This is a genomic window from Streptomyces sp. NPDC030838, assembly GCF_055572035.1.
Map to the genome: position 1 here is coordinate 266,057 of NZ_JBVIED010000003.1, position 21,960 is coordinate 288,016.

The window sequence follows — 21,960 nt, forward strand, 5'->3', positions numbered from 1 at the left end:
CGTGCGCTCTCGTCTCCTACGTCGTCCGGACCGGCCGCAGGCTCGGCAGGGTCCGGCCCGAGGCCGTCATCAGCCCCGCGATGCCCAGGGCGCACAGCGTGAACAGCGTCCACAGGCCGTTCGCCGACCGGTCCAGCGTCACCGTCACCAGCAGCGGGGTCAGGGCGTTCGCGAGGCCCACGAACATCTGGTTGAAGGCGAGGTACGCGCCGCGCCGCTGCTCCGGGGCGATGCCGGTGAGCAGGGTCAGCACCGCCTGCGAGGCGATCAGTTCGCCCAGCGTGTACACCGTCATGGCGAGCACCAGCACCGCGACCGCCGCCGCCCGCGGCAGCGCGTCCGCGACGACCAGCGCGGCCGGCAGCGCGATGTGCAGGGCGGCGCCCACGGCGGCCAGCGTGGCGGGGCGGACGTGCTCCACGCGGTGCGCGACCGGCACCTGGAACAGCGCGAGCAGCACGGTGTTCAGGGCGAACAGGACGCTGACCGTCCAGGCGGGGGTCGCGCCCTCGCGCACCAGGTGCACGGGCAGCGCCGTCTCAAGACCGACCGCGATGATCCACAGTCCGGCGCCGGCCGCCACGACCACCCGGAACGGCCGGTCCCGCCACGGCTTACCGGACCGTACGGCGGGTTGCTCGACGGGCCGGCCCCGCCCGCCCGGCAGGGCGAGGTACAGCGCGGCGGCGGCCGCGATGCACACCGCGTTGGCCGCGCCGACCTTGACCAGCACGTCCTGGTCGGCCGTCACCACCAGCCCGGCCGCGACCGCGCCCAGGCCGAACCCGGCGTTGAACATGGCCCGGGACAGCGCCAGCCAGCGCCCCGGCGCGCCCCCGCTGTCCCCGCCGCCCTCGGCGAGGACGGTGGCCAGCACCGGCGTCGCGGCCTGCTCGGTGCGCATGGCGAGCGCCACCGGCACGCTGAGCGCGACGAACGCGGGAAGCGAGTCGACCAGCGGGTAAGCGGCGAACGCCGCCGCCCTGACCGCCGTACTGGCGCACAGCACCCGCTTGGGACCCCACCGGTCGATGAGCCGTCCGATCGCGGGCATCAGCGGCAGCGCGATCAGCGCGGCGACGGTGAGGGCGGTGCCGATGGCGGTGAGGGAGGCGTCCAGGACCGAGTCGAAGAAGAGCAGCGAGAAGGGGTAGTAGACGCCCATCCCGACCGCGTTGGCCAAGGTCGCGGCGGCGAACCAGGGGGCGCCCCGGCCGGTCGGCAGGGACGCCCTGAGGCCGCTCAGCACCGTGTGTCCACGTCGGCGGTGAGCATGAGGGCGGCGGTGTCCGCCCAGCGGGCCGCCTCGCTGGGGGTGTCGGCGCGCACCACGAGGTGGCCGAGGACGTCGGCGTTGCTGCGGGCCCGGCGGACCCCGGCGCCGGGGCGGGCGTACAGGTCGACCGTGAGCACGCCCGGCAGCCGGTCCACCAGCTCGCGGCCGGAGAAGCCGCGCAGAGTGCCGTCGTCGGCCGCCGTCAGATAGCGGGAGGCGGCGGCGCCGGAGCGGGTGGTGGTGAGGTCGGGGCGCTGTCCGGCGTGCAGCTTGATGACCTCGGCGAGGAGGTCGAGGCCCGTCGCCTCCTGGATGACGCGGCCGATCTGGGCGCCGCCCATCCGGGCGTTGATCTCGACGAGGCGCGGACCGGCCGCCGTCATCTTGATCTCGACGTGCGCGGCGCCGAAGTCGTGACCGATCGCCTTCAGCGCGTCGAGCGCGGTCTGAGCGGCCTCGTCGCGCACGGCGGCGGGCAGCTGGGTCGGGAAGGTCTCGCCGGTCTCCACGAAGTAGGGGTGCGGGGCGAGGGACTTGTCGGTCACGCCGACGACCCGCGGGCCCTGTTCGGTGGTGAAGGTCTCGACGCTCACCTCGAACCCGGTCAGGTACTCCTCGACGAGGACGCCGCCCGGCTTGCGCATGCCGCGCATGTCGGTGTCGGTCGCGGTGAGTTCGGCGTAGTGCGCGACCACCTCGTCCGCGGTCCGGCACAGCCGTACGCCGATGCTGGCGGCCTCGGTGAGCGGCTTCACCACACACGGCAGACCGACGGTCGCGGCGGCCTCGGCGGCCTCCTCGCGGGAGCCGGCGCGGACGAACTTCGGGACGGGCACGCCGAGTTCGGCGCAGATCTCGCGGGTGCGCAGCTTGTTGCGGGCCGCGTGGGCGGCCGCCGGGTCGAGGCCGGGCAGGCCCAGGGCGTGGGCGGCCTCGGCGACGACCGGGACGTAGTAGTCGATGACGGCGAGGATCCCGCACAGGTCGCCGCTGTCCCGCAGCGGGCGCAGGGCCTCGGCGACGGAGGCGCTGTCGCGGGTGTCGGCGGGCAAAATCGCGTGGACCGTGGCCTCGATGAGGGCGCGGGAGTCGTCGTCGACGGCGTAGCGGCTGAGGTCGTCGGTGACCAGCACCGGGCGCAGGCCCAGGTCGCGGGCGCGCAGCAGGGGCTGGAGGCCGTACTCGCCGCGGCCGGTCTCGACGACGGCGATGACATTTCCGGCAGGCATGGGTGGTGGACGTCCTTGCGGTGCTCGTGGTCAGGGGGTGAGGGCCAACAGGTGGGCGTGGTGGGTCTCGGCGGCGCAGCCCCGGGACGCCTTGGCCTCCTCGCTGCCCAGGCCGTAGTGGATGGCCTCGATGCCGAGCCGGGCGGCGGCCTCGACCGGGAAGTAGTAGACGGTCTCGAAGTAGAGGGCCAGGTTGTGGCGCTGCTGGTAGTCGTAGTCGAAGCCGGTCTGGCGGGCGTACCAGTGGCCGCGGAAGTGCAGCAGGGTGGCGAAGCCGCGGATCTCGCCCTCGGCCTCGGCGAGCACGACCTGGGCGTCGGTGCCGTACGCCGCCAGCATCTCCCGCAGCACCTGCTCGGTCTGGGCGGCGGTCCAGGTGACGCCGTACTTGCCCATCAGCTGCTCCTCCAGCTCGGCGAGCCGGGGGATCAGCTCCGCGGCCAGCGGGGCGAGGCGCAGTTCGACGCCCGCGGCGGCGATCCGGCGGCGCTCGGCGAGCACCCGGCGGCGGCGCTTGGACGACGACAGCCGCTCCAGGTAAGTGTCGAAGCCGCCCGCGTCCACGGTCAGGGAGCTGTAGCGGCCCGCCTCGTGCACCCGGTAGCCGCGCTCGCGCAACACCTCCCGCAGCGCGGTGTCGCCGTCCTCCACGAAGGGGAACGCGACCGAGCGGGCGCCCTGCTCGGCGGCGAGTTCCTCGGCCCGCGCGACCAGCGCCTCGACCTCCGCGCGGCCGGTGTCCGGGCGGCGCGGCACCCGGCTGCGGCCCATGTGCCGGCCGCCGCACACCAGCGTGGGCAGCAGGCTGTCGGCGGCCGGTCCGGGCAGCGCCGCCAGCAGCTCGGCGGCGCCGTCCCGGCCGTCCTTCGCTGCCGTCACCAGCATGGTGTCCGGCCGCCCCAGCACCCAGGGCGCGGTGTGGTCGGCCAGCGCGGTGGCGAGCCCGGCGACGGTCTCGCCGTCCCGCTCCAGGAGCAGATAGCGCATGGGGCAGCCGGCGGTGCGCTCGGCGACCTCCAGCCAGCGGTCGCCCAGGAACAGGTCCTCGGGACGCAGCAGCTCCGCCCAGGCCTCGCGGGGCAGGTCGGCCGCGCGGGAGTACTCGTGCAGGCTCATGGCTGTGATCCTCTCCGGGGGCGCCGAGCGGGGTCCACGGTGTTCGCTGTCCTGGTGGGGACACGTCCGGAACAGGCCGTACCGCTCCACGGCGGGCAGGTGCGCTACGACGGGTAGGTGAACGCGCAGCCCGTCCGCACGTGCGGATTGGCCCCGTAGTTGATGACCGTGCTGTGGCCGGCGGGGGCGGCGCGCACGTCGGTGCCCGCGTAGCCGTCCGGCGTGAAGAACACGCCCCACACGGCGTGCCAGTCCCGTGGCTCGCCGGTGTCCGGGTCGGCCACCGGCTCCGCGCAGGGCACGACCCTGCGCTGGACGACGTAGTGCCGCCGCACGCTCTCGTCGAGTACGGTGCGCCACTCCCGGTCGTCGAGCTTCCAGCCCGCGACGATGCCCCGCCCGCCGAAGTCCCGCAGCGGTTTGAGGATCAGCTCGGCGCGCTCGGCCCGGCAGCGTTCGACGGTGTCCGCGGTGAGCAGGAACGTCTCCGGCAGCACCCGGGCGACGACGGCGGCCTCCTCGGCGGTGAGGGCGTGCCGGAACGCCGGGTCGGAGAGCAGCGCGAGGGCGCCCTTGTTGGAGAACAGGGAGCCGTTGATCGGCGACCAGAGGAGCAGCCGCCCCTCCTCGTGGGCGCGGAAGAGGATGTCGGCGCGGGCGGTGGTGGTGGAGTCCCAGCACACGTCGTCGACGTTGAAGAACCGCAGGACGACGTCGATCTCGGCGCCGTCGAGCAGGACCCGGCCGCCGCGCTCGGTGACCTGGTCGAGTTCGCCGAGCCGGAAGTCGAGGCCGAGGCGGGACATCATCTCCGTGAAGCCGCGCAGGAGGTGGCCGTACTTGGCGAGTCCCGTACGGCCGCAGACGACGGCGTAGCGGTGGGCGCCGGGGCGGGAGCGGGCGAGCAGGGTCTCCTTGATCCGCTCGCCGGTGTGGACGTAGCCGAGGCCGTGTTCGTCGGCGAAGGCCCGGAACGCGGGGACCTGGAGCAGGGCCCGCTGCATCTCGGAGCGGTCGGTGCCGCCGAGGTTGCTGGCCATGTTGATCTCCAGCAGGCGGAAGCCCGTGCCGTCGTGGTAGGCGTCGGCGCGACCGTAGCGCACCAGGGAGCCGAGGTGGAAGCGGCGCAGCACGGCGGCGCGGACCGGTTCGATGCCGACGAAGTCGCAGTAGCGGCCGAGGTCGCCGTCGAAGAGGCGGTCCGGGACGGACTCCAGGATGCCGATGAAGTCGCTCAGGTCCCGGGCGAACCCGTGCAGTTCGGCCTCCGGCGCGAACAGCGGCCGGTCCAGCATGCGCGCGCCCCAGCAGTCCCGGAAGACGGGCGGGTACGGCGCCGTGCGCACGGCATCGCGCAGGGCCTCGGTGCGCAGGTAGGCGTCGGTGACGACGTCGGTGCGCGGGGCGGTGGTCGGGGCGAGGGCGGTGGTCGTGAGGCTCACAGCCGCACCTGCTTCGCCGCCGACGTCCACGGCTCGGCCTCCAGATGGGTCAGGTCGGGGCTGGCGCCGAGGCGGGCGGCGGCGGCCGAGACGAGCCGGTGGAAGGGCAGCACGCTCACCAGCGGGCGGGCCAGTTCCGGCACGTCCGCGAAGGGCAGGTCGGCGTCCGTGTCGGTGCCGCTGACCAGCACGGGCGCGCCCAGGGTGCGCAGATAGCCCGCGAGGTCGTCGGTGCGGCCGCCGTCGGGGGCGGCGGGGCGGATCAGGTAGGCGACCGTGGTGGGGGCGAACACGGCGGGCGTGCCGTGCAGGGCGAACTCGGTGTGCAGGCCCTCCGTCCAGCGATACGTGCCCTCCTTGATCTTCAGGGCGGCCTCGTCGGCGGTGATCGCGTCCAGGCCGGTGCCGGCGATCAGCACCGGGTGCGGCGCGGAGTCCACCAGCCGGTCCACCGCGCCCGGCGCGAGCGGCAGGGCGAGGGTGCGGCGCATCGCCTCGGGGGCGGCGCGCAGGGCCTCGTCCAGCTCCTTCGCCTCGTCGCCGAGCAGCGCGCAGACCAGCCGGCCGAGGACGGTGAGGGACGCCGTGTAGGAGACGCTGTGGGTGCTGGCCCGCTCCTGGTGGCTGGTGCGCAGCACCACGTCCGCCTCGGGCTCGGCGGGGCCCTGGCCGGTGACGCAGACGGTGAGCGCGCCCGCCTCCCGGGCCTGGCGCAGCACCTCGTTGGGGTAGCGCTTGGTGCCCCGGTGGCTGACCACCACGACCTGGTCGCGGGCGGTCAGCGACTCGGTGAGGGCGAGATCGTGGGCGTCCAGGGCGACCGGCCGCACCCGGCCGCCGGTCAGCCGTCGCACCCAGGTGGCGGCGACCCGGCAGGCGTGCAGCGAGGTGCCGATGCCCGCCAGGACGAGCGGACGCCCGGGGTCGAGCCGGGGCAGTCCGGTGAGGCCGAGGAGTCCCTCGACGACGTCCGGCTGCTCGGCCACGTGCTGGTCGAACTCGGTACTGCTCAACTCTCTTGCTCCATCCTGGGGTTGCCGGTCGGGCCGTTTTCGATCCTGCGGACGGCGGACGGGACCTGTCCACGCCGCCGGGTGACCGCATACGGCCCTGACCGCACGCTGCCTACGCGGCGACCGCCGGGCGCCCGGCCTCCACGGCTACGGCTACGGCTTGGGCTTCGGCCTCGGCTTCGGCCTCGGCGAGGGACATCGCCACCGCGTCGGCGTCCCGGGTGAAGTCGCTCCACACGGAGCCCGCCCGTCCGCTGCCGACCTGGGTGAACCAGCGCGGCCCTTCCAGCGGGATGCCCGCCACATACAGGTCGGGGACGGCCTCGCCGCGCGCGTCGACCGGGTGGCAGGCGGCGCCGGTGACCGCCACTCCCCCGGTGTCGAAGCCGCCGTTGGCGTAGCCGGTGAGGGTGCCGCGCGCGTACAGGTCCTGGATCAGCGGCGAGGCGTCCCGGCGTACGTCCGGCGCGGGCACCCGGGCGTCGATCAGCCCGGCCAGCCGCAGCGGGGCCTCGTCGACCTGCGGAGACCAGGCGGTGAAGCATCCGGCGTCCGGGTCGGTGCCGAAGCGGGTGCCGGGCCCCGGGACGCGCAGCACTCCGGCCCGCAGCAGCGCGAGCACCTGCCGGACCCGGAACACCGGTGGCCCGCTGGACAGTTGCGCGCAGACGGGTGCGAAGTGCCCGAGGAAGTCCTCCTCGTGGGAGCGCGGGGTCAGCCCGGAGCCGTCCACGGCGGCGCGCAGCACCCCGCGCACCACCCGCAGCAGCTCGACGGCGGCCTTCACCGGGTCGTCGACGTTGCCGCGCACCGACCGTTCCAGGTCCTCCTCCAGGTAGGCGGCGAGCGCCTGCCCGTAAGCGTCCCGGCCGGCGAATCGGGCGTCGGCGAACGGCCGCGCCCAGGCGGTCAGGTCGACGGGCCGGGCGTCGCCGAGACCGTGCCGTACGGCTTCCCGGGCGACGGCGAGGTGGGGTGCCTCGGGGGTGGCGAGGGCGGCGCGGACGGCCGCCTCGGTGAAGCCGGCGGCCGCGCGCAGCGCCGCGTCCGTGAACCCGGCACCCGCCCGCAGCGCGGTCGCGTGGTGCACCAGCCCCAGCTCGGCCCGCAGCCACGGCAGCAGGTCCCGGGCGAAGTCGATCGGGCCGCGCGCTCGCAGCGCGGTCACGCGGTCGAGGGTGAACAGCCGTGGCCGGTAGACGTAGTCGGGCCGCTTCTGGTGGACTCCGCGGGCGGGCATCGGGACCCCGCTGCGGGACCCGGCGACCAGCACCGGCTCCGCCCCGCTGGGCAGATAGCGCAGGGATCCGTCCGGCCGCGGCTCGAACCGGCCCCCGCGGCCCTCCGTGAACAGCGCCATCACGTCGTAGAAGGCCATCCCGAGACCGATCACCCCGACCGGCGCACCCGCCGGGACGGTGTCCAGCGCCATGTCGGCGGCGGAGTCGGCGGGGACGTACGCCAGCCCGTGCGCGGCGGCGAAGGCGGCGTGCTCGCGGGCGGTGCGGCCGGGGCGGGGGCGGCTGTGGCCGGTGCTGAGCAGGACCCGGTCGGCTGGGTGGCGGCGGCCGTCGGCGAGGTGGAGGGTCCAGCCGCCGCCGGGAGCCCGCCGCAGTCGTTCGACGCGGGCGCGGACGGGACGCAGTTCGACGCCGGGCGGCAGGTGCCGCCGTATCGCGTCGAGCACGAACTCCAGGTACCTCCCGTACAGCCGACGCGGCGCGTACGCCCCGGGACCGCCGACGCCGGGCTCCTCGGCCTGCCACCACTCGGCGAGGGTGGGTCCGGCGCCGGGGCGGGCGGGGCCGCCGTCGGCCGGGCCGGAGAACAGGGTGACGTCGCCCGCCGGGGTGTTCATCAGCAGGAGCGGGGACTGGTCGGGGCGCCAGATCCGGCCGGGGCCGGGCGCGTGGTCGTCGTAGGCGTGGATCTTCACGCGATGTCCGGGCGGTCGTTCGGCCAGGCGGACCGCCAGGCGTTCGAGGACGGCGAGGCCGCGCGGGCCGGTACCGATCACGGCGATGCGGTGGGTCATCGGCGGCTCACCCCACCGTCTGCATGAACGGCGCGACCATGCGCGCGGCGTCGGTCGGCAGGTCCCGGCCGCGCACCATCACCGTGCAGCGGTCCACCTCGGCCAGTCCGCGCGCCACCGCCCAGTCCCGCAGCTCCGGACCGGCGTCGAGCGCGCACTCCAGGCGGACGGGCCGGGACTCCCCCGCCACCAGGTCGGTGATCAGTGCCTGCGCCGTACGCGGGTCGGGGGCGACGACCGGGCCTACGGCGAGGCGGCCCGCGTTGGGCCAGGCGGCGGCGTAGGCGATGACGTGACCCAATCCGGGCTCCCGGACGACCCGCAGACGCTCGGCGAAGTCCGGGAGCGCCTTGAGCAGCCGGGCCCGGTCGAAGCCGAGGACGTCGAGGTCCAGGGCGTGCAGTTCGCCGACGGCGCCCGGAGGCAGTGGCTCGGTCTCGACGCCGTACGACACGCCCGGCGGGGCGAACCGGCCGATGTGGTTGGCGACTTCGCGCACCACGCGGTAGCCCAGCCGCTCGTACAGCCGCCGCCCGGCGGGCGTCCCGTACAGGAACACGCTGTCCAGCGACTCCGCCTCGCGCAGCAGATGCTCCATCAGGCGGCGTCCCAGACCGCGGCGCTCGTGCGTGGACGCCACCAGCAGCATGCCGGCGGCGCCGACCCTGCCGTGGCGGGTGAGGACGATCGTCGCGATCAGCGAACCGTCGGGGGCGGTGACGCCCCAGCCCTCGCCGATGTCCAGCAGCAGCGCCCAGCGGCGCGGTTCGGCGGGCCAGCCGCGGTCGACGGCCAGGGCGACGCACTCCGGTATGTCGTCCGGGGTCAGGCGGCGGATCGGCGACAGCGGGTCACTCATGGGTCCCCTTTCGAACTGGGTGACGGACCGCCCTCACGATGCCAGCCCGTATTTCCGCCGGGCGCCCGGCGAGCTGTCCGCCAGGGGTCACGGCAGCATTTGGCCGCCTGTTCGCCTTCTCGGCGGGACGGTCGTGCGGTCATGCTCGTCGGGTGATGACGCGACGGTTCGACCGGGACCTGATGACCTGGTCCTACGAAATGCATCTGCAGTCCCTGCTGAGCGGCGAAGACATTCCCGGACTTCCTTTCGGTTCGGTCTTCGGCAGCGTTCCGGGCCGCAGCACCTCCAAGCGGCATTCCCACCAGGACGGGGAAATCTTCTTCGTGCTCGGCGGCGAGGCCGTGGTGGTGCTCGGCGAGGAGGAACGCACGCTGAGAAAGGGCGACGCCGTTTATCTGACGCCGTTCACCTTCCACGAGATCCGGAACGAGTCCGACGAGCCCTTCGACCTGGTGTCGGTCTACTGGGACAATCCGCAGGCCGCCGCGAAGGCGCTGGAAGAGCTTCCCGCACGCGGGCAACTCCCGCAGTCCGTTCGCGTGTTCTGCCCGCCGCCCACCCCCAACGGCGGACTGCACCTCGGCCACCTGGCCGGACCGTACGTCCGCGCGGACCTGTTCGCCCGCGCCCTGCGCTCGATGGGCCGCCCGGCGCGGTATGTCACCGGCACCGACGACCACCAGTCCTACGTCGCCGCCGCGGCCCGCCTCACCGGCAGCACCCCCGCCGCCGTCGCAGGCGAGCAGGGCGACCGGATCGTGCGCACCCTCCGCGCGGCCGGTGTCGACCTCGCCCGCACCACCCGCCCCGGCGGCGACGCCGGGCACGCGGAGCGGATGCGGGAGTGGTTCGAGCAGCTGGCCGCGTCCCCGGCGGTCTCCGCGCGCACCGAGCCCACCGCGTACTGCGCCGACTGCGACCTCACCCTGTTCCAGGCGTTCGCCCGCGGCACCTGCCCCAGCTGCCGGGAGAGCAGCGACGGCGAGATCTGCGAGGCCTGCGCCCGCCCCAACCAGGCCCGTGAGCTGCTGGACCCGCACTGCCGGATCTGCGGCGCCGCCGCCTCCGAGCGCGAGGAGACCGGCCTGTGGCTGGACCTCGGGCGGTTCGCCGAGCGGCTGCGCGCCCACCTGGCCCGCACCGCCCTCTCGCCGGACCTGCGGGACGTCGTGGAGCGGCTGCTCGACGACCCGCGCGGCCTGCCGCCGTACCGCCTCACCCGCACCACCGACTGGGGCGTGCCCGTCGGCGACGACCCGGCACAGCGCCTCGACCCCTGGGCGGACCTGGCCCTGACCTTCCTGGACGCCAACCGCGCGGAGACCGCCGAGCACGGCCCCGCCGACACGGCGCTCTTCCTCGGCCTGGACAACGGCTTCTTCTACGCCGTGCTGCTGCCCGCGCTGGCCTTCGCCACCGGCACCGAGGAGTACCTGCCGACGTCGTACGTGACGAACCGGTTCCTCCAGCTGGACGGCGCCAAGTTCTCCACCAGCCGCGGCCACGCCGTGTGGGCGGACGACGCGCTCGCCGGCTCCGACCCGGACGCCGTGCGCCTCGCGCTGCTGCGCGCCGCGCCCGAGGGCCGCGAGACCAGCATGTCCCGCGCCACCGCCGAGGCCTGCGGCGACGACCCGCTCTACCGGGCGGCCCGCGCCTGGCTGGGCGACTTCGCCGACCTGGCCAAGCGGTACGGGCAGCAGGTGCCGGGCACCGGCGCGTGGACGGACGCGCAGCGCGAGTTCTACCGCTACCTGCAGTCCGTCACCCAGGAGCTGGACGGGCTGCTGCTGCCCGCCGCGTTCTCCGCGCGCGGCTACATCCGCCTGCTCGACGGGCTGGTGGCACGCGCCGAGGAGTTCCGGGCCACCGAGGAGCCGCTGCGCGGCATCCGCTCGCAGGCCGAGGAGACCCGCACCAGCCTCGCCCTGGAGTACCTGGCCGCGAAGGTGTTCGCCGCGCTCGCCTGGCCGGTGCTGCCGCACCTCGCCGAGCGGGTGCAGAGCTGGCTGGGCCTGCCCGCCGTACCGGAGCGCGAGGCGGCGTGGACGTTCCTGCCGTCCGGCACCACCCCCGAATTCCCCGCAGCCGTCTAGTCGTCCAGCCGCCTAGGAAAAGACATGACCAGCCACATACACGACCTCATCGGTATCGGTTTCGGCCCCGCGAACCTGGCGCTCGCCATCGCGCTGGAAGAGGAGGAGGCGGGCCTCGACGCGCTGTTCCTGGAATCCTCCCCGGCGCACACCCCGTGGCAGAGCGGAATGATGCTGCCCGGCTCCGACATCCAGAACCACCCGGTCCGCGATCTCGTCTCCCTACGGAATCCGCGCAGCCGCTACAGCTTCGTCAACTTCCTTTTCGAGCACGGCCGGCTCCTCGACCATCTCAACCTTCCGACGGAATTCCCGCTGCGCAAGGAATACGCCCAGTACATCGACTGGGTCGCCGGGCATTTCGCGGATCTGGTGGAATACGACACCCAGGTGACCGAGGTGAGCGTCGTTCCCGGCGAGGACGGCCCGCTCTACGAGGTGACCTCCGCCGACGGCCGACGCCGCCACGCCCGCACTCTCGTCGTCGGCACCGGCCGCGCCCCGTACGTCCCCGCTCCCTTCGACACGGTGGACGACCCGCGCGTCTGCCACCTCACCCGCTTCCTGCCCACCCTGGAGGCGCTGCCGGAGACCCCGCGCCGTATCGCGGTCGTCGGCGGCAGCCAGAGCGCGGTCGAGCTGACCCTGGACCTCTCGCACCGCTTCCCGGACGCGCGGATCACCGTGTGGTCGCGCTCGCACTCGCTGCGCGAGAAGGACACCAGCCCGTTCAGCGAGGAGGGCTACTTCCCGCAGTTCACCGAGTACTACTACCGGGCCTCCCGGGACGCCAAGCGCGCCCTCGACGCCTATATGCGCCCGACGAACTACTCAGCGGCCGACGGCGACGTGCTGCGCGAGCTGTACGTGAAGATGTACGAGCAGCGCCTCGACGGCGACCCCCGCATCCGCGTCCTCGGCAACCGGCACCTCACCGAGGCCCTGCCCGGTCCGGACGGCGTCCGCCTGACCGCCCGCGAGACGGTGACCGGCGAGATCGAGGAGGACCGCGCCGACCTGGTCGTCCTCGCCACCGGCTTCCGCGATCTCGGCCCCGGCGAGCGGCAGGACCGCTTCCCGCGCGTGGTGGCCGGCATCGCCGACCGGTTCGCCTACGACGCCGACGGTCATCTCCGGGTCTCCGCCGAGTACCTGGCCGAGCCCGTGTCCGGCGCGGACACCCCGCCGCTGTTCCTGAACGGCCTGTGCGAGTCCTCGCACGGCATCGGCGACGCGGGCTCCTTCAGCCTGCTGTCGCTGCGCGCCGCCACCCTTGCCGGCGCCCTGAGCGATCTCGCCTCCGCGACCGTCACCGGCACCCCGCTCCCGATCGCGGCCTGAACCGACGTACCCCTAGGAGAGACCCCATGTACCCGGACGTCGCGCCGGAATCGGAAGTCCGCAGCTACAGCCGCGACTGGCCCACCCTGTTCACCCACGCCCGCGGCTCCCGCGTGACGGACGCGCGCGGACGCTCGTACCTGGACTTCTTCGCCGGGGCGGGCACCCTCAACTACGGCCACAACCCGGCCCCGTTGAAGAAGGCGCTGCTGGCGTACCTGGAGGACGACGGCATCACCCACAGCCTCGACCTGTTCACCGCCGCCCGCACCGACTTCCTGCGCGCCCTCCAGCAGCACGTCCTCGCCCCGCGCGGCCTGGACTACCGGGTGCAGTTCCCCGGCCCGACCGGCACCAACACCGTGGAGGCCGCGCTGAAGCTGGCCCGCAAGGTCACCGGCCGGCAGACCGTGGTGGCGTTCACCGGCGCCTTCCACGGCATGTCGCTGGGCTCCCTCGCGGTCACCGGCAACGAGGCCAAGCGGGCGGGTGCCGGGGTGGGTCTCGGCCATGTCCACCGGCTGCCGTACGACGGGTTCGCGGGCGGCACGGTCAACGGGCCCGCCCTTCTCGACGCCATGCTGACCAGCGGCAACAGCGGCCTGGACCGGCCCGCCGCGGTGATCGTCGAGACGGTGCAGGGCGAGGGCGGTGTGCAGGTGGCGTCCGCCGAGTGGCTGGGCGAGCTGGCCCGGGTGTGCCGCCGGCACGGCATGCTGCTGATCGTCGACGACGTCCAGATGGGCTGCGGACGCACCGGGCAGTTCTTCAGCTTCGAGGCGTCGGGCGTGGTCCCGGACATCGTCTGCCTGTCCAAGGCGCTCAGCGGCTACGGCCTCCCGCTCGCCCTCACCCTGTTCCGCCCCGAGCTGGACGTCTGGGCGCCCGGCGAGCACAACGGCACCTTCCGCGGCCACAACCTGGCCTTCGTCACCGCGGCCGCCGCCCTGCGCGAGTACTGGCGGGACGGTGCCCTGGAGCAGCGCACCCTGCGGCGCGCCGAGCAGGTCGGGGACCGGCTGCGCGAGCTGCCCGGCGCCCGGGTGCGGGGCCGGGGCCTGGTGTGGGGTGTGGAGTTCGACGACCCGGCGCTCGCCGGACGGGTCAGTCACGCCGCCTTCGAGCGGGGCCTGCTCGTGGAGACCTCCGGCGCCCGCGGCGAGGTGGTCAAGCTGCTGCCGCCGCTGACCGTGTCGGACGCGGAGCTGGAGGAGGGCCTGACGCTGCTGGAGGAGTCGGTGGCGGCGGTGACGTCCCCGGCCGTCCGGATCCCGCTGGCGGCGTGAACCGCCCGCACCCCTCCGCCACCGGCCGCCCGGACCCCAGCGACCTGCCCGCCTGGCTCTGGCCGCCCGAGCCGTACGCCCTTCACGCCCTTCACGCCCCTCAGGAGCCCCCTGTCATGACCACCGTCCCCTTCTCCGTCCTCGTCGAGGACGTGGACCTCACCCCCGACTCCGGCGGCTTCCCCGGCGACGTCCTGGACGGCGACCCGCGGATGAGCACCGCCGTGCTGTGGGCCGCCGAGGACCGGGCCGTCGTACGCGGCGTCTGGGAGTGCGAGCCGGGACGTTTCACGTGGAACTTCCCCCGCAACGAGACCCTCGTCGTGCTGCGCGGCCACGCCCGCGTCCGCGTCGAGGGAGGGCCGGAGCTGACCCTCTCCCCCGGTGCCGTCGCCGCCTTCCGGACCGGCGACCGCACGCTCTGGGAGGTCACCGAGACCCTCCGCAAGGTGTTCGTCGTCGACTCGGCGAACTGACCATCACCATCCGTCCGTTCAGGAGCCCCTCATGCCCAGCACCACCCCGACCGCCGTGGTCACCGGCGCCGGCAGCGGCATCGGTGCCGCCACCGCGCGGCGCCTGGCCGCCGAAGGCCACCACGTGGTCCTCACCGGCCGCCGCGCCGACCGCCTGGAAGTCGTCGCCAAGGAGATAGAGACGGCCGGCGGCAGCGCCACGGTCCGCCCCCTCGACATCACCGACCAGGACGCCGTCCGCGCGTTCGCCGCGTCCCTGGACCGGGTCGACGTCCTGGTGAACAACGCGGGCGGGGCGATCGGCGCCGAGTCCGTCGCCGACGCCGACCCTGCCGACTGGCGGGCGATGTTCGAGGTCAACGTCCTCGGCACGCTCCATGTCACCCAGGCGCTGCTGCCCGCGCTGACCGCCGCCGAGGGCACGGTGGTCGTGCTCTCGTCGACCGCGGCGTTCACCGCGTACGAGGGCGGCGGCGGTTATGTCGCCGCCAAGCACGGCGCGCACGCCCTCGCCGGGACCCTGCGCCTGGAGCTGTGCGGTGCGCCCGTGCGGGTCCTGGAGATCGCGCCCGGCATGGTCCGCACCGACGAGTTCGCCGTGAACCGCTTCCGCGGCGACGCCGGCAAGGCCGCCGCCGTCTACGCGGGCGTCCCGGACCCGCTCACCGCCGAGGACGTGGCGGACACGATCGGCTGGGCCGTGACCCGCCCGCCGCATGTGAACGTCGACCTGCTCGTGGTCCGCCCGCGCGCCCAGGCCGCCCAGCACAAGGTGCACAGACAACCGTGACCCACTCTCCGCATCCACGTCAGGACACCCCATGGAAATAGGGCTGCTCACGCTCGCGGCCTTCGTCGCCGGCTTCATCGACAGCATCGCCGGCGGCGGCGCGCTGATCCTCGTGCCCGCCGTGCTGTTCGCCGGCTACTCGCCGCAACTCGCCCTCGGCACCGAGAAGTACGTCTCCACGGTCGGCACCCTCGCCGCGCTGTGGAACTTCGCCCGCAGCAAGAAGGTCGTGTGGAAGCTGGTCGGCGCGGGCGTCGTCTTCGCGCTCGCCGGGGCCTTCGTCGGCGCCAAGGTGATCCTCGCCTTCGACGCCGAGACCATCGGGAAGATCGTCACCTTCCTGATCCCGTTCGGCCTGCTGCTGACCCTGCTGCCCAAGCGCAACCGCCGCGCCGAGACCCTCCAGGAACTGCACGGCCTCACCCTGTGGCTGTGGACGCCGCTGCTCTGCTTCGGCATCGGCTTCTACGACGGCTTCTTCGGGCCCGGCACCGGCTCGATGCTGATCCTCGGCTTCCATCTGGTGCTGCGCATGGGCCTGCTGGAGTCCTCGGCCACCTCCAAGGTGTTCAACCTCGCCTCGAACGTGGGCGCGCTGATCGCCTTCGTGATCTCCGGCCACATCCTGTGGCTGATCGGCATCCCCATGCTTCTCGCGAACATCGCGGGCAACTGGATCGGCAGCAAGGCCGCCGTGAAGGGCGGCGCGAAGATCGTCCGCGCGACGCTCGTCGCCTCCCTCTCCGTGCTGTTCGTCTCTCTGACCCTGCGCTACGTCGTCTGACGCCCGTCGGACGCTCCACCACACACCGGCACCGCACCGAGGTGCCGTACCAACAGGGGGAATCCCGTATGTCATCCGCCATGAGCGTGACCGCACTCAGACCGGTCGTCGAGCTGGAGCTGGCCGATGCCGAGTCGGCCCGCGTCGGCGAGCGGATCGCCGCCGCGCTGCCGCCGGACGGTCTGGACCCGGACCGCGAGCCGGGCATCCTCGCCCGGATCGGCGCGGAGGCGCTCGCCTCCTCGGTCGCGGCCGAGCTGATCGACGAACTCCGCGGCTTCCCGCGCTCGGGCGCCTCGGTCGTCGTCCTGCGCAATCTGCCCCGCCAGGCCGTCTGGCCGGCCTCGCCGACCGCCGGCTGGTGCGCCGAGCGCGAGCTGTCCGCGCTGAACGCGCTGCACATGGGCATCGTGCAGCTGATGGGTCTGGCGCCGTTCGCCGTCGAGTACGAGAACGCGGGCCATCTGATGCGCAACGTCTGCCCGACGCCCACGGCGGCGGGCACCACCAGCTCATGGGGGGCCGACACCGAGTTCTTCTGGCACACCGACAACCCGCACCTCGACTTCGGCGACCCCGGCTCCGACCCGCGCCGCTACATCCCGCGCTATCTGACCTTCACCGGCATCCGCAACGAGGAGGCCGTCCCGACCGACGTCATGCCGCTGCCCTACCTGGAGCAGACGCTCGACGCCGGTCTGCGGGCCGCGCTCGCCGAACCGCTCTACGACATCACCGCCCCGGACTCCAACCGCACCGGCGAGACCCTGACCGGCGTTCCGCTGCTGGACGCGGCCGGCCGGGTGCGCTTCGACCGCGGCCACACCACCGCCGCCGGTGCCGCCGGCGTGACCCCGCTGGCCCGCTTCACCGAGCTGCTCGCCGAGGCCCCGTACGAGAGCCTGGTCCTCGGCGCCGGGGACTTCCTCGCCTTCGACAACTACCGCACCCTGCACCGCAGGGTCGGCTTCACCCCGGCCCCGCCCGGCCGCGCCCGCTGGCTGCGCCGCCTGTACGCCGGCTGAGGACCGGGCCCCCGGGTCAGCCGCCGGGCCACACGATGGACTGCGTCTCGCTGTACGCGTGCAGCGCGTAGGAGCCGCAGTCCCGGCCGACGCCGCTCTTGCGGAACCCGCCGAACGGCGCTTCCATGTTGCGGCCGACCGTGTTGACCCCGACGCCGCCGGCCCGCAGCCGCCGGGCGACCCGGAACGCCCTCGCCACGTCCGCCGACCAGACGTAGTCGATCAGTCCGTAGTCGGAGTCGTCGGCGAGGGCGACGCCCTCGTCCTCGTCGTCGAAGGGGATCACCACGACCACCGGCCCGAAGATCTCCTCCCGGGCCACCCGCTGGTCGTTGGCGCAGTCGGCGAGGACGGTGGGGGCGACGTAGAACCCCCGGTCGGTGGCGGGCCGCTCCCCTCCCGCCACGACGACGGCCCCCTCCTTCCGCCCCAGCTCGACGTACGCCTCGACCCGCTCCCGGTGCGCCGCCGAGATCACCGGGCCCACCACGGTCCCGGCCTCCCGCGGATCGCCGACCGTCAGCCGCCCGGCGTAGGCGGCCAGCCGCTCCACGACCCGCTCGTACACCCCGCGCTGCGCCAGCACCCGCGTCGGCGCCGTGCAGATCTGCCCGCTGTAGAAGGAGAAGGTCGTCCCGATCCCGGCCACGGCCGCGCCGAGGTCCGCGTCGTCGAAGACGAGCGCCGCGCCCTTCCCGCCCAGCTCCATCAGCTGCCGTTTCATGTCCCGCCCGCACACCTCGGCGATACGGCGCCCGACGGCCGTTGACCCGGTGAAGCTGACCATGTCGACGTCGGGCGAGCCGACGACGGCCTCCCCGACCGCCACCTCCCGCCCCGACACGACGTTCACCACCCCGGCGGGCACCCCGGCCGCCTCCAGCGCCTCCGCCATCCGGTACACGGACAGCGGATCCTGCGGCGCGGGCTTCACCACCACGGTGTTCCCCATGGCGAGCGCGGGCGCGATCTTCCCGGCGGCATTGGCCCAGGGGTTGTTGTACGAGGTGACGCAGGCGACGACCCCGACCGGCTGCCGCACCGCCAGCGCCCCCATCACCCCGTCCCGCCCGACCTGCGGCGGCACCGCCCACTCCGCGGGCTCCACGCGCGCGTACCGCCGGAACCGCGCGGCGGCCACCCCCACCTGCATCCCGCGCGCGGTCGCCGTCGTCGCCCCGGTCTCCGCCTGGGCCAGCTCCGCATACGGCCCCAGCCGCGTCCGGATGATCTCCGCGGCCCGCGCCAGCACGGCCGCCCGCTCCTCGGCCGGCGTGCGCGACCACGTCCCGAACGCCTCACGCGCTGCGGCACAGGCGTCCCGCGCCTGCGCCGCGGAGGCCTCCGGGGCCCACCCGACGGTCTCCTCACTCGCCGGATCGACGACGGCGTAGTGGCCGCCGTCCGGCTCGGTCCACGCCCCGCCCACGAACAGCCGCTGACCGTTCCGCCGGCCGCTCACCGGGTGCTCACCGTCCGGGTGTCCCGCCCCGACCGCAGCACCCGCCCCGGCACGGCCCCGGTCACCGCGTCGTCCCGGATGGCCTCGACCCCGTTGACCCACACGGCCCGCACCCCGAGCGCCTTCGAATCCAGCCGGGGACTGTCACCCGGCAGGTCATGCACCAGCGTGGCCGGAGCGGCGTCGACGCGCTCCGGGTCGAAGAGGACCAGGTCCGCATGCCAGCCCTGCCGGATCCGCCCCCGCTCGCGCAGCCCGAACAGCCGCGCCGGGTCGTCGGTCAGCATCTTCACCGCCTGCTCCAGCGGCACCAGCTTCCGCCCGCGCAGACAGTCGCCGAGGAACCGGGTGGTGTACGGCGCCCCGCACATCCGGTCCAGATGGGCGCCCGCGTCGGAGCCGCCCAGCAGGACGTCCTCGTGCCGCCAGGTCTCGGCGCGCAGCGCCCAGGACGCCGGGTCGTTGTCGGTGGGCATGGGCCACAGGACCGTACGCAGGTCGTCGTTGGCGCAGATCTCCACCAGGCACGCGAAGGGATCCAGCCCGCGCTCCTCGGCGATGTCCCGGACGACCCGCCCGGTCAGACCGCGGTTGGCCTCGCTGTACGTGTCGCCGATGACGTACCGACCGAAGTTCGTCAGCCGCCGGAAGACGCCGGCCTCCCTGGAGTCGGCGCGCCGCAGCATCTCGGCCCGTACCTCGGGGTCCTTCAGCCGGGCGATCCGCTCGGGCACGGGCAGCCCGAGGATTGGCCCCCACCCGGGGATGAGGTTGAGCGCGCAGAAGGTGCCGAGCGACATGTTCATCGGCGTCAGGATCGGCATGGTCAGCGCGACGACCCGGCCGCCCGCCTTCCGGGCCCGCTCGCTCGCCAGCAGCTGCCGGGGCACCCGCTCCGGGACGGCCGCGTCGATGGTGAGCACGTTCCAGTTGAGCGGCCGCCCGGCCGTCGCGCTCAGCTCCGCCAGCAGCTCGATCTCCGCGTCGCTGAACTGGTCGAGACACCCCGCGACAATCGCCTCGATCTGCGTCCCCTCGTGCTCCCCGACCGCCCGCGCCAGCGCCAGCAGCTCGGCCGGCCGCGCATGCCGGGAGGCCACGGGCTGCCCGTCCCCGTCGGAGTGCGTGGACGACTGCGTGGTGGAGAACCCCCAGGCCCCCGCCTCCATCGCCTCGTGCAGCAGCCGCACCATCGCGGCGAGCTGGTCCTCGGTGGGCTGTCCCCCTGTGGCCTCCGCGCCCATCACATACCGCCGCAGCGCACAGTGCCCCACCATGAACCCCGCGTTCACGGCGATCCGCCCCTCCAACGCGTCCAGATACTCCCCGAACCCGTGCCACCCCCAGGGCGCCCCCTCCTCCAACGCCACCAGCGACATGCCCTCGACCTTGGCCATCATGCGCCGGGTGTAGTCGGCGTCCTCGGGACGGTCCGGGTGGAGGGGCGCGAGGGTGAACCCGCAGTTCCCGGCGGCGACGGTGGTCACTCCGTGGTTGAGGGAGGGCGTGGCGTACGGATCCCAGAAGAGCTGGGCGTCGTAGTGGGTGTGGGGGTCGACGAACCCGGGGGCGAGGATGAGGCCGGAGGCGTCCTCGGAGGTCCGGGACTGCTCGGTGACGGTGCCGACGACGGCGATACGCCCGTCCTGGAGACCGACATCGGCGACGTACGCGGGTGCACCCGTGCCGTCCACAACGGTCGCACCCTTGATGACGTGATCAAGCATGGACATTGCCTCCGCCTCAAGCCCCCTGCCGGAACCGCGAAGTCCGATGAACCGGATCCGTGTCGACCTTCGGAATCACGTGCTCCCCGATCAGCCGGATCGTCTGCAACGTCTCCTCCTTCGGCACCCCCACCGGCAACCCGAAGCTCAGCTGGTCCGCCCCCGCCTGCTCCCACCGCTCGCACTGCCGCAGCACCTCGTCCGGATCCCCGCAGATCAGCAGCTCCTCCTCGATGAGCAGCTCGATGAACTCCGCGGTGTACTCGGGCAGCGTCTCCGGCCACACGGGGAACCCCTCGGGCCGCGGGAAGGTGTCGTGATACCGGAAGACGAGAGACGGCAGGTAGTGCAGTCCGCCGTTCACGGCGATCCGTATCGCCTCCTCGTGCGTGGGCGCACAGATCGCCGTCGTCGTCACCATCACGTTGTCGTTCACGAAGTCCCCGACGGGCTCCGCGTCCACGACCGCCGTCTTGTACTGCTCCAGCACCCACTCCATGTCGGAGACCTTCTGCACGCTGAAGCCCAGCACCCCGAGCCCCTTCTTCGCCGCCATCGCGTACGACGGCGGCGACCCGGCCGCGTACCACATCGCCGGGTGCGACTTCCCGTACGGCTTCGGCAGGACCTTCCGCGGCGGCAGCGACCAGTGCTTGCCCTGGAAGCCCTCGTACTCGTCCTGGAGCCACATCTTCGGGAACTCGGCGATGGTCTCCTCCCAGATCTCCTTGGTGTGGTTCATGTCGGTGATGCCGGGCAGGAAGCCCAGGATCTCGTGCGACCCGGCGCCGCGCCCGCTGCCGAACTCGAAGCGGCCCTCGCTGAGGTGGTCGAGCATGGCGACCTTCTCGGCGACCTTCACCGGGTGGTTGACCTGCGCGAGCGGGTTGAAGATCCCGGAGCCGAGGTGGATGCGCTCGGTGGCGTGGGCGAGGTAGCCGAGGAAGACGTCGTTGGCGGAGAGGTGCGAGTACTCCTCCAGGAAGTGGTGCTCGGAGGCCCACGCGTACTTGAACCCCGCCCGGTCCGCCGCGATGACGTACTCGGTCTCCTCCATCAGCGCCTTGTGCTCGGCGAGCGGGTCGGTCTCGGCGCGCTTGCCGACGTATCCCTGGACGAAAAGGCCGAATTCCACGGGGTTCACCGTCCCTCTCCGACGATATCTGACGAGTCGTCAGTTCAGCCGACTCTGACACCGGGCGCACGGACCGTCAATAGCTGACGGTACGTCAGATGACACTCACCCCCGCCAGCCATCCGCCATCGATCACGAACGGCTGCCCGGTGATGTACGACGAGTCCGCGCAGCTCAGGAAGAGCGCGAGCCGCGCCACCTCCTCCGCCCGGCCGATCCGTCCCAGCGGCACCAGCCGGCGGTACAGCTCGTCCAGCGCCCGCGCGGTCTCCTCCGCGTCCGCCTCCGGGTCGAGCCGCGCCGGATTGGACATGGCGGTGTCGACGGCGCCGGGGCACACGGCATTGACGCGAATCCCCCGGTGTGCCAGCTCCAGCGCGGCGACCCGGGTCAGCCCGAGGATGGCGTGCTTGGTCGCGGCGTACGCGCCCACCGCGGCCATCCCGGTGACGGCCGTGTAGGAGGCGGTGTTCACGATCGTGCCGCCGTCGGTCATCGCGGGCGCCACGGACCGGATGCCGAGAAAGCACCCGACCTGGTTGACCCGCACCACCTGCATGAACTCGTCGAGCGGCGTGTCGACGAGGGCGTTGAACCGCAGGATCCCCGCGTTGTTCACCAGCCCGTCGATCCGCCCGTACGCGTCCACGGCCACCCGCACGGCATCCCGCCAGTCGGCCTCCTCGCCGACGTCGAGATGGACGTACCGCCCCCCGGTCTCCTTGGCCACCGCCTCGCCCTGCTCGTCGAGCACATCGGCGAGCACCACCCGTGCCCCCTCCTCGGCGAACAGCCGCGCCTCCTGCTCCCCCTGTCCGCGCGCCGCCCCGGTGACGAGGACGACCCGCCCGTCCAGCTTTCCCAT

At 73.5% G+C, this 21,960-nt stretch carries 18 protein-coding genes; 7 read left to right on the forward strand and 11 right to left on the reverse strand.

The features are described from left to right. Nucleotides 1–16 precede the first annotated feature (16 nt). From ACZ42A_RS11695 to ACZ42A_RS11725, 7 genes are all read right to left on the reverse strand, one after another. Nucleotides 17–1,249, reverse strand: coding sequence for an MFS transporter (locus ACZ42A_RS11695; RefSeq protein ID WP_468526997.1), 1,233 nt, complete (start codon nt 1,247–1,249; stop codon nt 17–19). Continuing rightward, nucleotides 1,243–2,505, reverse strand: a complete 1,263-nt coding sequence (locus tag ACZ42A_RS11700) for an ATP-grasp domain-containing protein (protein WP_468526998.1) — start codon at nt 2,503–2,505, stop codon at nt 1,243–1,245. The genes ACZ42A_RS11695 and ACZ42A_RS11700 overlap by 7 nt, the downstream gene beginning before the upstream one ends. A 30-nt stretch (nt 2,506–2,535) precedes the next feature. Beyond that, entirely contained in the window at nt 2,536–3,621 is a 1,086-nt protein-coding gene (locus ACZ42A_RS11705) for a GNAT family N-acetyltransferase (protein WP_468526999.1), read from the reverse strand. Between the two features lie 104 nt (nt 3,622–3,725). After that, nucleotides 3,726–5,063 carry a hypothetical protein gene (locus ACZ42A_RS11710; RefSeq protein ID WP_468527000.1) on the reverse strand — a complete coding sequence of 446 codons (1,338 nt, stop codon included), beginning with the start codon at nt 5,061–5,063 and terminating at the stop codon, nt 3,726–3,728. Continuing rightward, nucleotides 5,060–6,076: an SIS domain-containing protein gene (locus ACZ42A_RS11715; protein ID WP_468527001.1), complete on the reverse strand. Its 1,017-nt coding sequence runs from the start codon at nt 6,074–6,076 to the stop codon at nt 5,060–5,062. The genes ACZ42A_RS11710 and ACZ42A_RS11715 overlap by 4 nt, the downstream gene beginning before the upstream one ends. A gap of 112 nt (nt 6,077–6,188) precedes the next feature. Continuing rightward, entirely contained in the window at nt 6,189–8,111 is a 1,923-nt protein-coding gene (locus ACZ42A_RS11720) for an FAD/NAD(P)-binding protein (RefSeq protein ID WP_468527002.1), read from the reverse strand. Nucleotides 8,112–8,118: 7 nt separating this feature from the next. Next, a complete protein-coding gene (locus tag ACZ42A_RS11725) occupies nt 8,119–8,970 on the reverse strand; it encodes a GNAT family N-acetyltransferase (RefSeq protein ID WP_468527003.1) in 852 nt (283 codons plus the stop codon). 155 nt (nt 8,971–9,125) lie between these two features. Between ACZ42A_RS11725 and ACZ42A_RS11730 the strand changes: the two genes are divergently transcribed. From ACZ42A_RS11730 to ACZ42A_RS11760, 7 genes are all read left to right on the forward strand, one after another. Further along, nucleotides 9,126–11,069: a class I tRNA ligase family protein gene (locus tag ACZ42A_RS11730; RefSeq protein WP_468527287.1), complete on the forward strand. Its 1,944-nt coding sequence runs from the start codon at nt 9,126–9,128 to the stop codon at nt 11,067–11,069. A gap of 24 nt (nt 11,070–11,093) precedes the next feature. Continuing rightward, nucleotides 11,094–12,410 carry a lysine N(6)-hydroxylase/L-ornithine N(5)-oxygenase family protein gene (locus ACZ42A_RS11735; protein ID WP_468527004.1) on the forward strand — a complete coding sequence of 439 codons (1,317 nt, stop codon included), beginning with the start codon at nt 11,094–11,096 and terminating at the stop codon, nt 12,408–12,410. A 26-nt stretch (nt 12,411–12,436) separates the two neighbouring features. Further along, entirely contained in the window at nt 12,437–13,696 is a 1,260-nt protein-coding gene (gene ectB / locus ACZ42A_RS11740; RefSeq protein ID WP_468527005.1) for a diaminobutyrate--2-oxoglutarate transaminase, read from the forward strand. A 116-nt stretch (nt 13,697–13,812) separates the two neighbouring features. Further along, the gene (locus tag ACZ42A_RS11745) at nt 13,813–14,172 is read left to right on the forward strand and encodes a cupin domain-containing protein (protein WP_468527006.1); all 360 of its coding nucleotides are present in this window, start codon (nt 13,813–13,815) and stop codon (nt 14,170–14,172) included. Nucleotides 14,173–14,203: 31 nt separating this feature from the next. Continuing rightward, nucleotides 14,204–14,962, forward strand: a complete 759-nt coding sequence (locus ACZ42A_RS11750) for an SDR family oxidoreductase (RefSeq protein ID WP_468527007.1) — start codon at nt 14,204–14,206, stop codon at nt 14,960–14,962. 31 nt (nt 14,963–14,993) lie between these two features. Then, nucleotides 14,994–15,746: a sulfite exporter TauE/SafE family protein gene (locus ACZ42A_RS11755; protein WP_468527008.1), complete on the forward strand. Its 753-nt coding sequence runs from the start codon at nt 14,994–14,996 to the stop codon at nt 15,744–15,746. 80 nt (nt 15,747–15,826) lie between these two features. Next, the gene (locus tag ACZ42A_RS11760) at nt 15,827–16,771 is read left to right on the forward strand and encodes a Fe(II)-2OG oxygenase family protein (protein ID WP_468527009.1); all 945 of its coding nucleotides are present in this window, start codon (nt 15,827–15,829) and stop codon (nt 16,769–16,771) included. Between the two features lie 16 nt (nt 16,772–16,787). On the opposite strand, the gene ACZ42A_RS11765 is transcribed toward ACZ42A_RS11760, so the two are convergent. From ACZ42A_RS11765 to ACZ42A_RS11780, 4 genes are all read right to left on the reverse strand, one after another. Continuing rightward, on the reverse strand, nt 16,788–18,233 hold the full coding sequence (locus tag ACZ42A_RS11765) for an aldehyde dehydrogenase family protein (RefSeq protein ID WP_468527010.1): 1,446 nt from the start codon (nt 18,231–18,233) through the stop codon (nt 16,788–16,790). Beyond that, the gene (locus ACZ42A_RS11770; protein WP_468527011.1) at nt 18,230–19,960 is read right to left on the reverse strand and encodes an N-acyl-D-amino-acid deacylase family protein; all 1,731 of its coding nucleotides are present in this window, start codon (nt 19,958–19,960) and stop codon (nt 18,230–18,232) included. Before ACZ42A_RS11770 ends, ACZ42A_RS11765 begins: the two co-directional genes overlap by 4 nt. 16 nt (nt 19,961–19,976) lie before the next feature. Then, the gene (locus tag ACZ42A_RS11775) at nt 19,977–21,095 is read right to left on the reverse strand and encodes an LLM class flavin-dependent oxidoreductase (protein WP_468527012.1); all 1,119 of its coding nucleotides are present in this window, start codon (nt 21,093–21,095) and stop codon (nt 19,977–19,979) included. Nucleotides 21,096–21,189: 94 nt separating this feature from the next. Next, nucleotides 21,190–21,960: an SDR family NAD(P)-dependent oxidoreductase gene (locus ACZ42A_RS11780; protein ID WP_468527013.1), complete on the reverse strand. Its 771-nt coding sequence runs from the start codon at nt 21,958–21,960 to the stop codon at nt 21,190–21,192.

Coding starts and splice junctions, on each gene's coding strand:
- ACZ42A_RS11735 (WP_468527004.1), top strand. CDS start 11,094: ATGACCAGCCACATACACGACCTCATCGGTATCGGTTTCGGCCCCGCG.
- ACZ42A_RS11705 (WP_468526999.1), bottom strand. CDS start 3,621: ATGAGCCTGCACGAGTACTCCCGCGCGGCCGACCTGCCCCGCGAGGCC.
- ACZ42A_RS11780 (WP_468527013.1), bottom strand. CDS start 21,960: ATGGGAAAGCTGGACGGGCGGGTCGTCCTCGTCACCGGGGCGGCGCGC.
- ectB (WP_468527005.1), top strand. CDS start 12,437: ATGTACCCGGACGTCGCGCCGGAATCGGAAGTCCGCAGCTACAGCCGC.
- ACZ42A_RS11770 (WP_468527011.1), bottom strand. CDS start 19,960: ATGCTTGATCACGTCATCAAGGGTGCGACCGTTGTGGACGGCACGGGT.
- ACZ42A_RS11750 (WP_468527007.1), top strand. CDS start 14,204: ATGCCCAGCACCACCCCGACCGCCGTGGTCACCGGCGCCGGCAGCGGC.
- ACZ42A_RS11725 (WP_468527003.1), bottom strand. CDS start 8,970: ATGAGTGACCCGCTGTCGCCGATCCGCCGCCTGACCCCGGACGACATA.
- ACZ42A_RS11730 (WP_468527287.1), top strand. CDS start 9,126: ATGACGCGACGGTTCGACCGGGACCTGATGACCTGGTCCTACGAAATG.
- ACZ42A_RS11760 (WP_468527009.1), top strand. CDS start 15,827: ATGAGCGTGACCGCACTCAGACCGGTCGTCGAGCTGGAGCTGGCCGAT.
- ACZ42A_RS11745 (WP_468527006.1), top strand. CDS start 13,813: ATGACCACCGTCCCCTTCTCCGTCCTCGTCGAGGACGTGGACCTCACC.
- ACZ42A_RS11700 (WP_468526998.1), bottom strand. CDS start 2,505: ATGCCTGCCGGAAATGTCATCGCCGTCGTCGAGACCGGCCGCGGCGAG.
- ACZ42A_RS11755 (WP_468527008.1), top strand. CDS start 14,994: ATGGAAATAGGGCTGCTCACGCTCGCGGCCTTCGTCGCCGGCTTCATC.
- ACZ42A_RS11720 (WP_468527002.1), bottom strand. CDS start 8,111: ATGACCCACCGCATCGCCGTGATCGGTACCGGCCCGCGCGGCCTCGCC.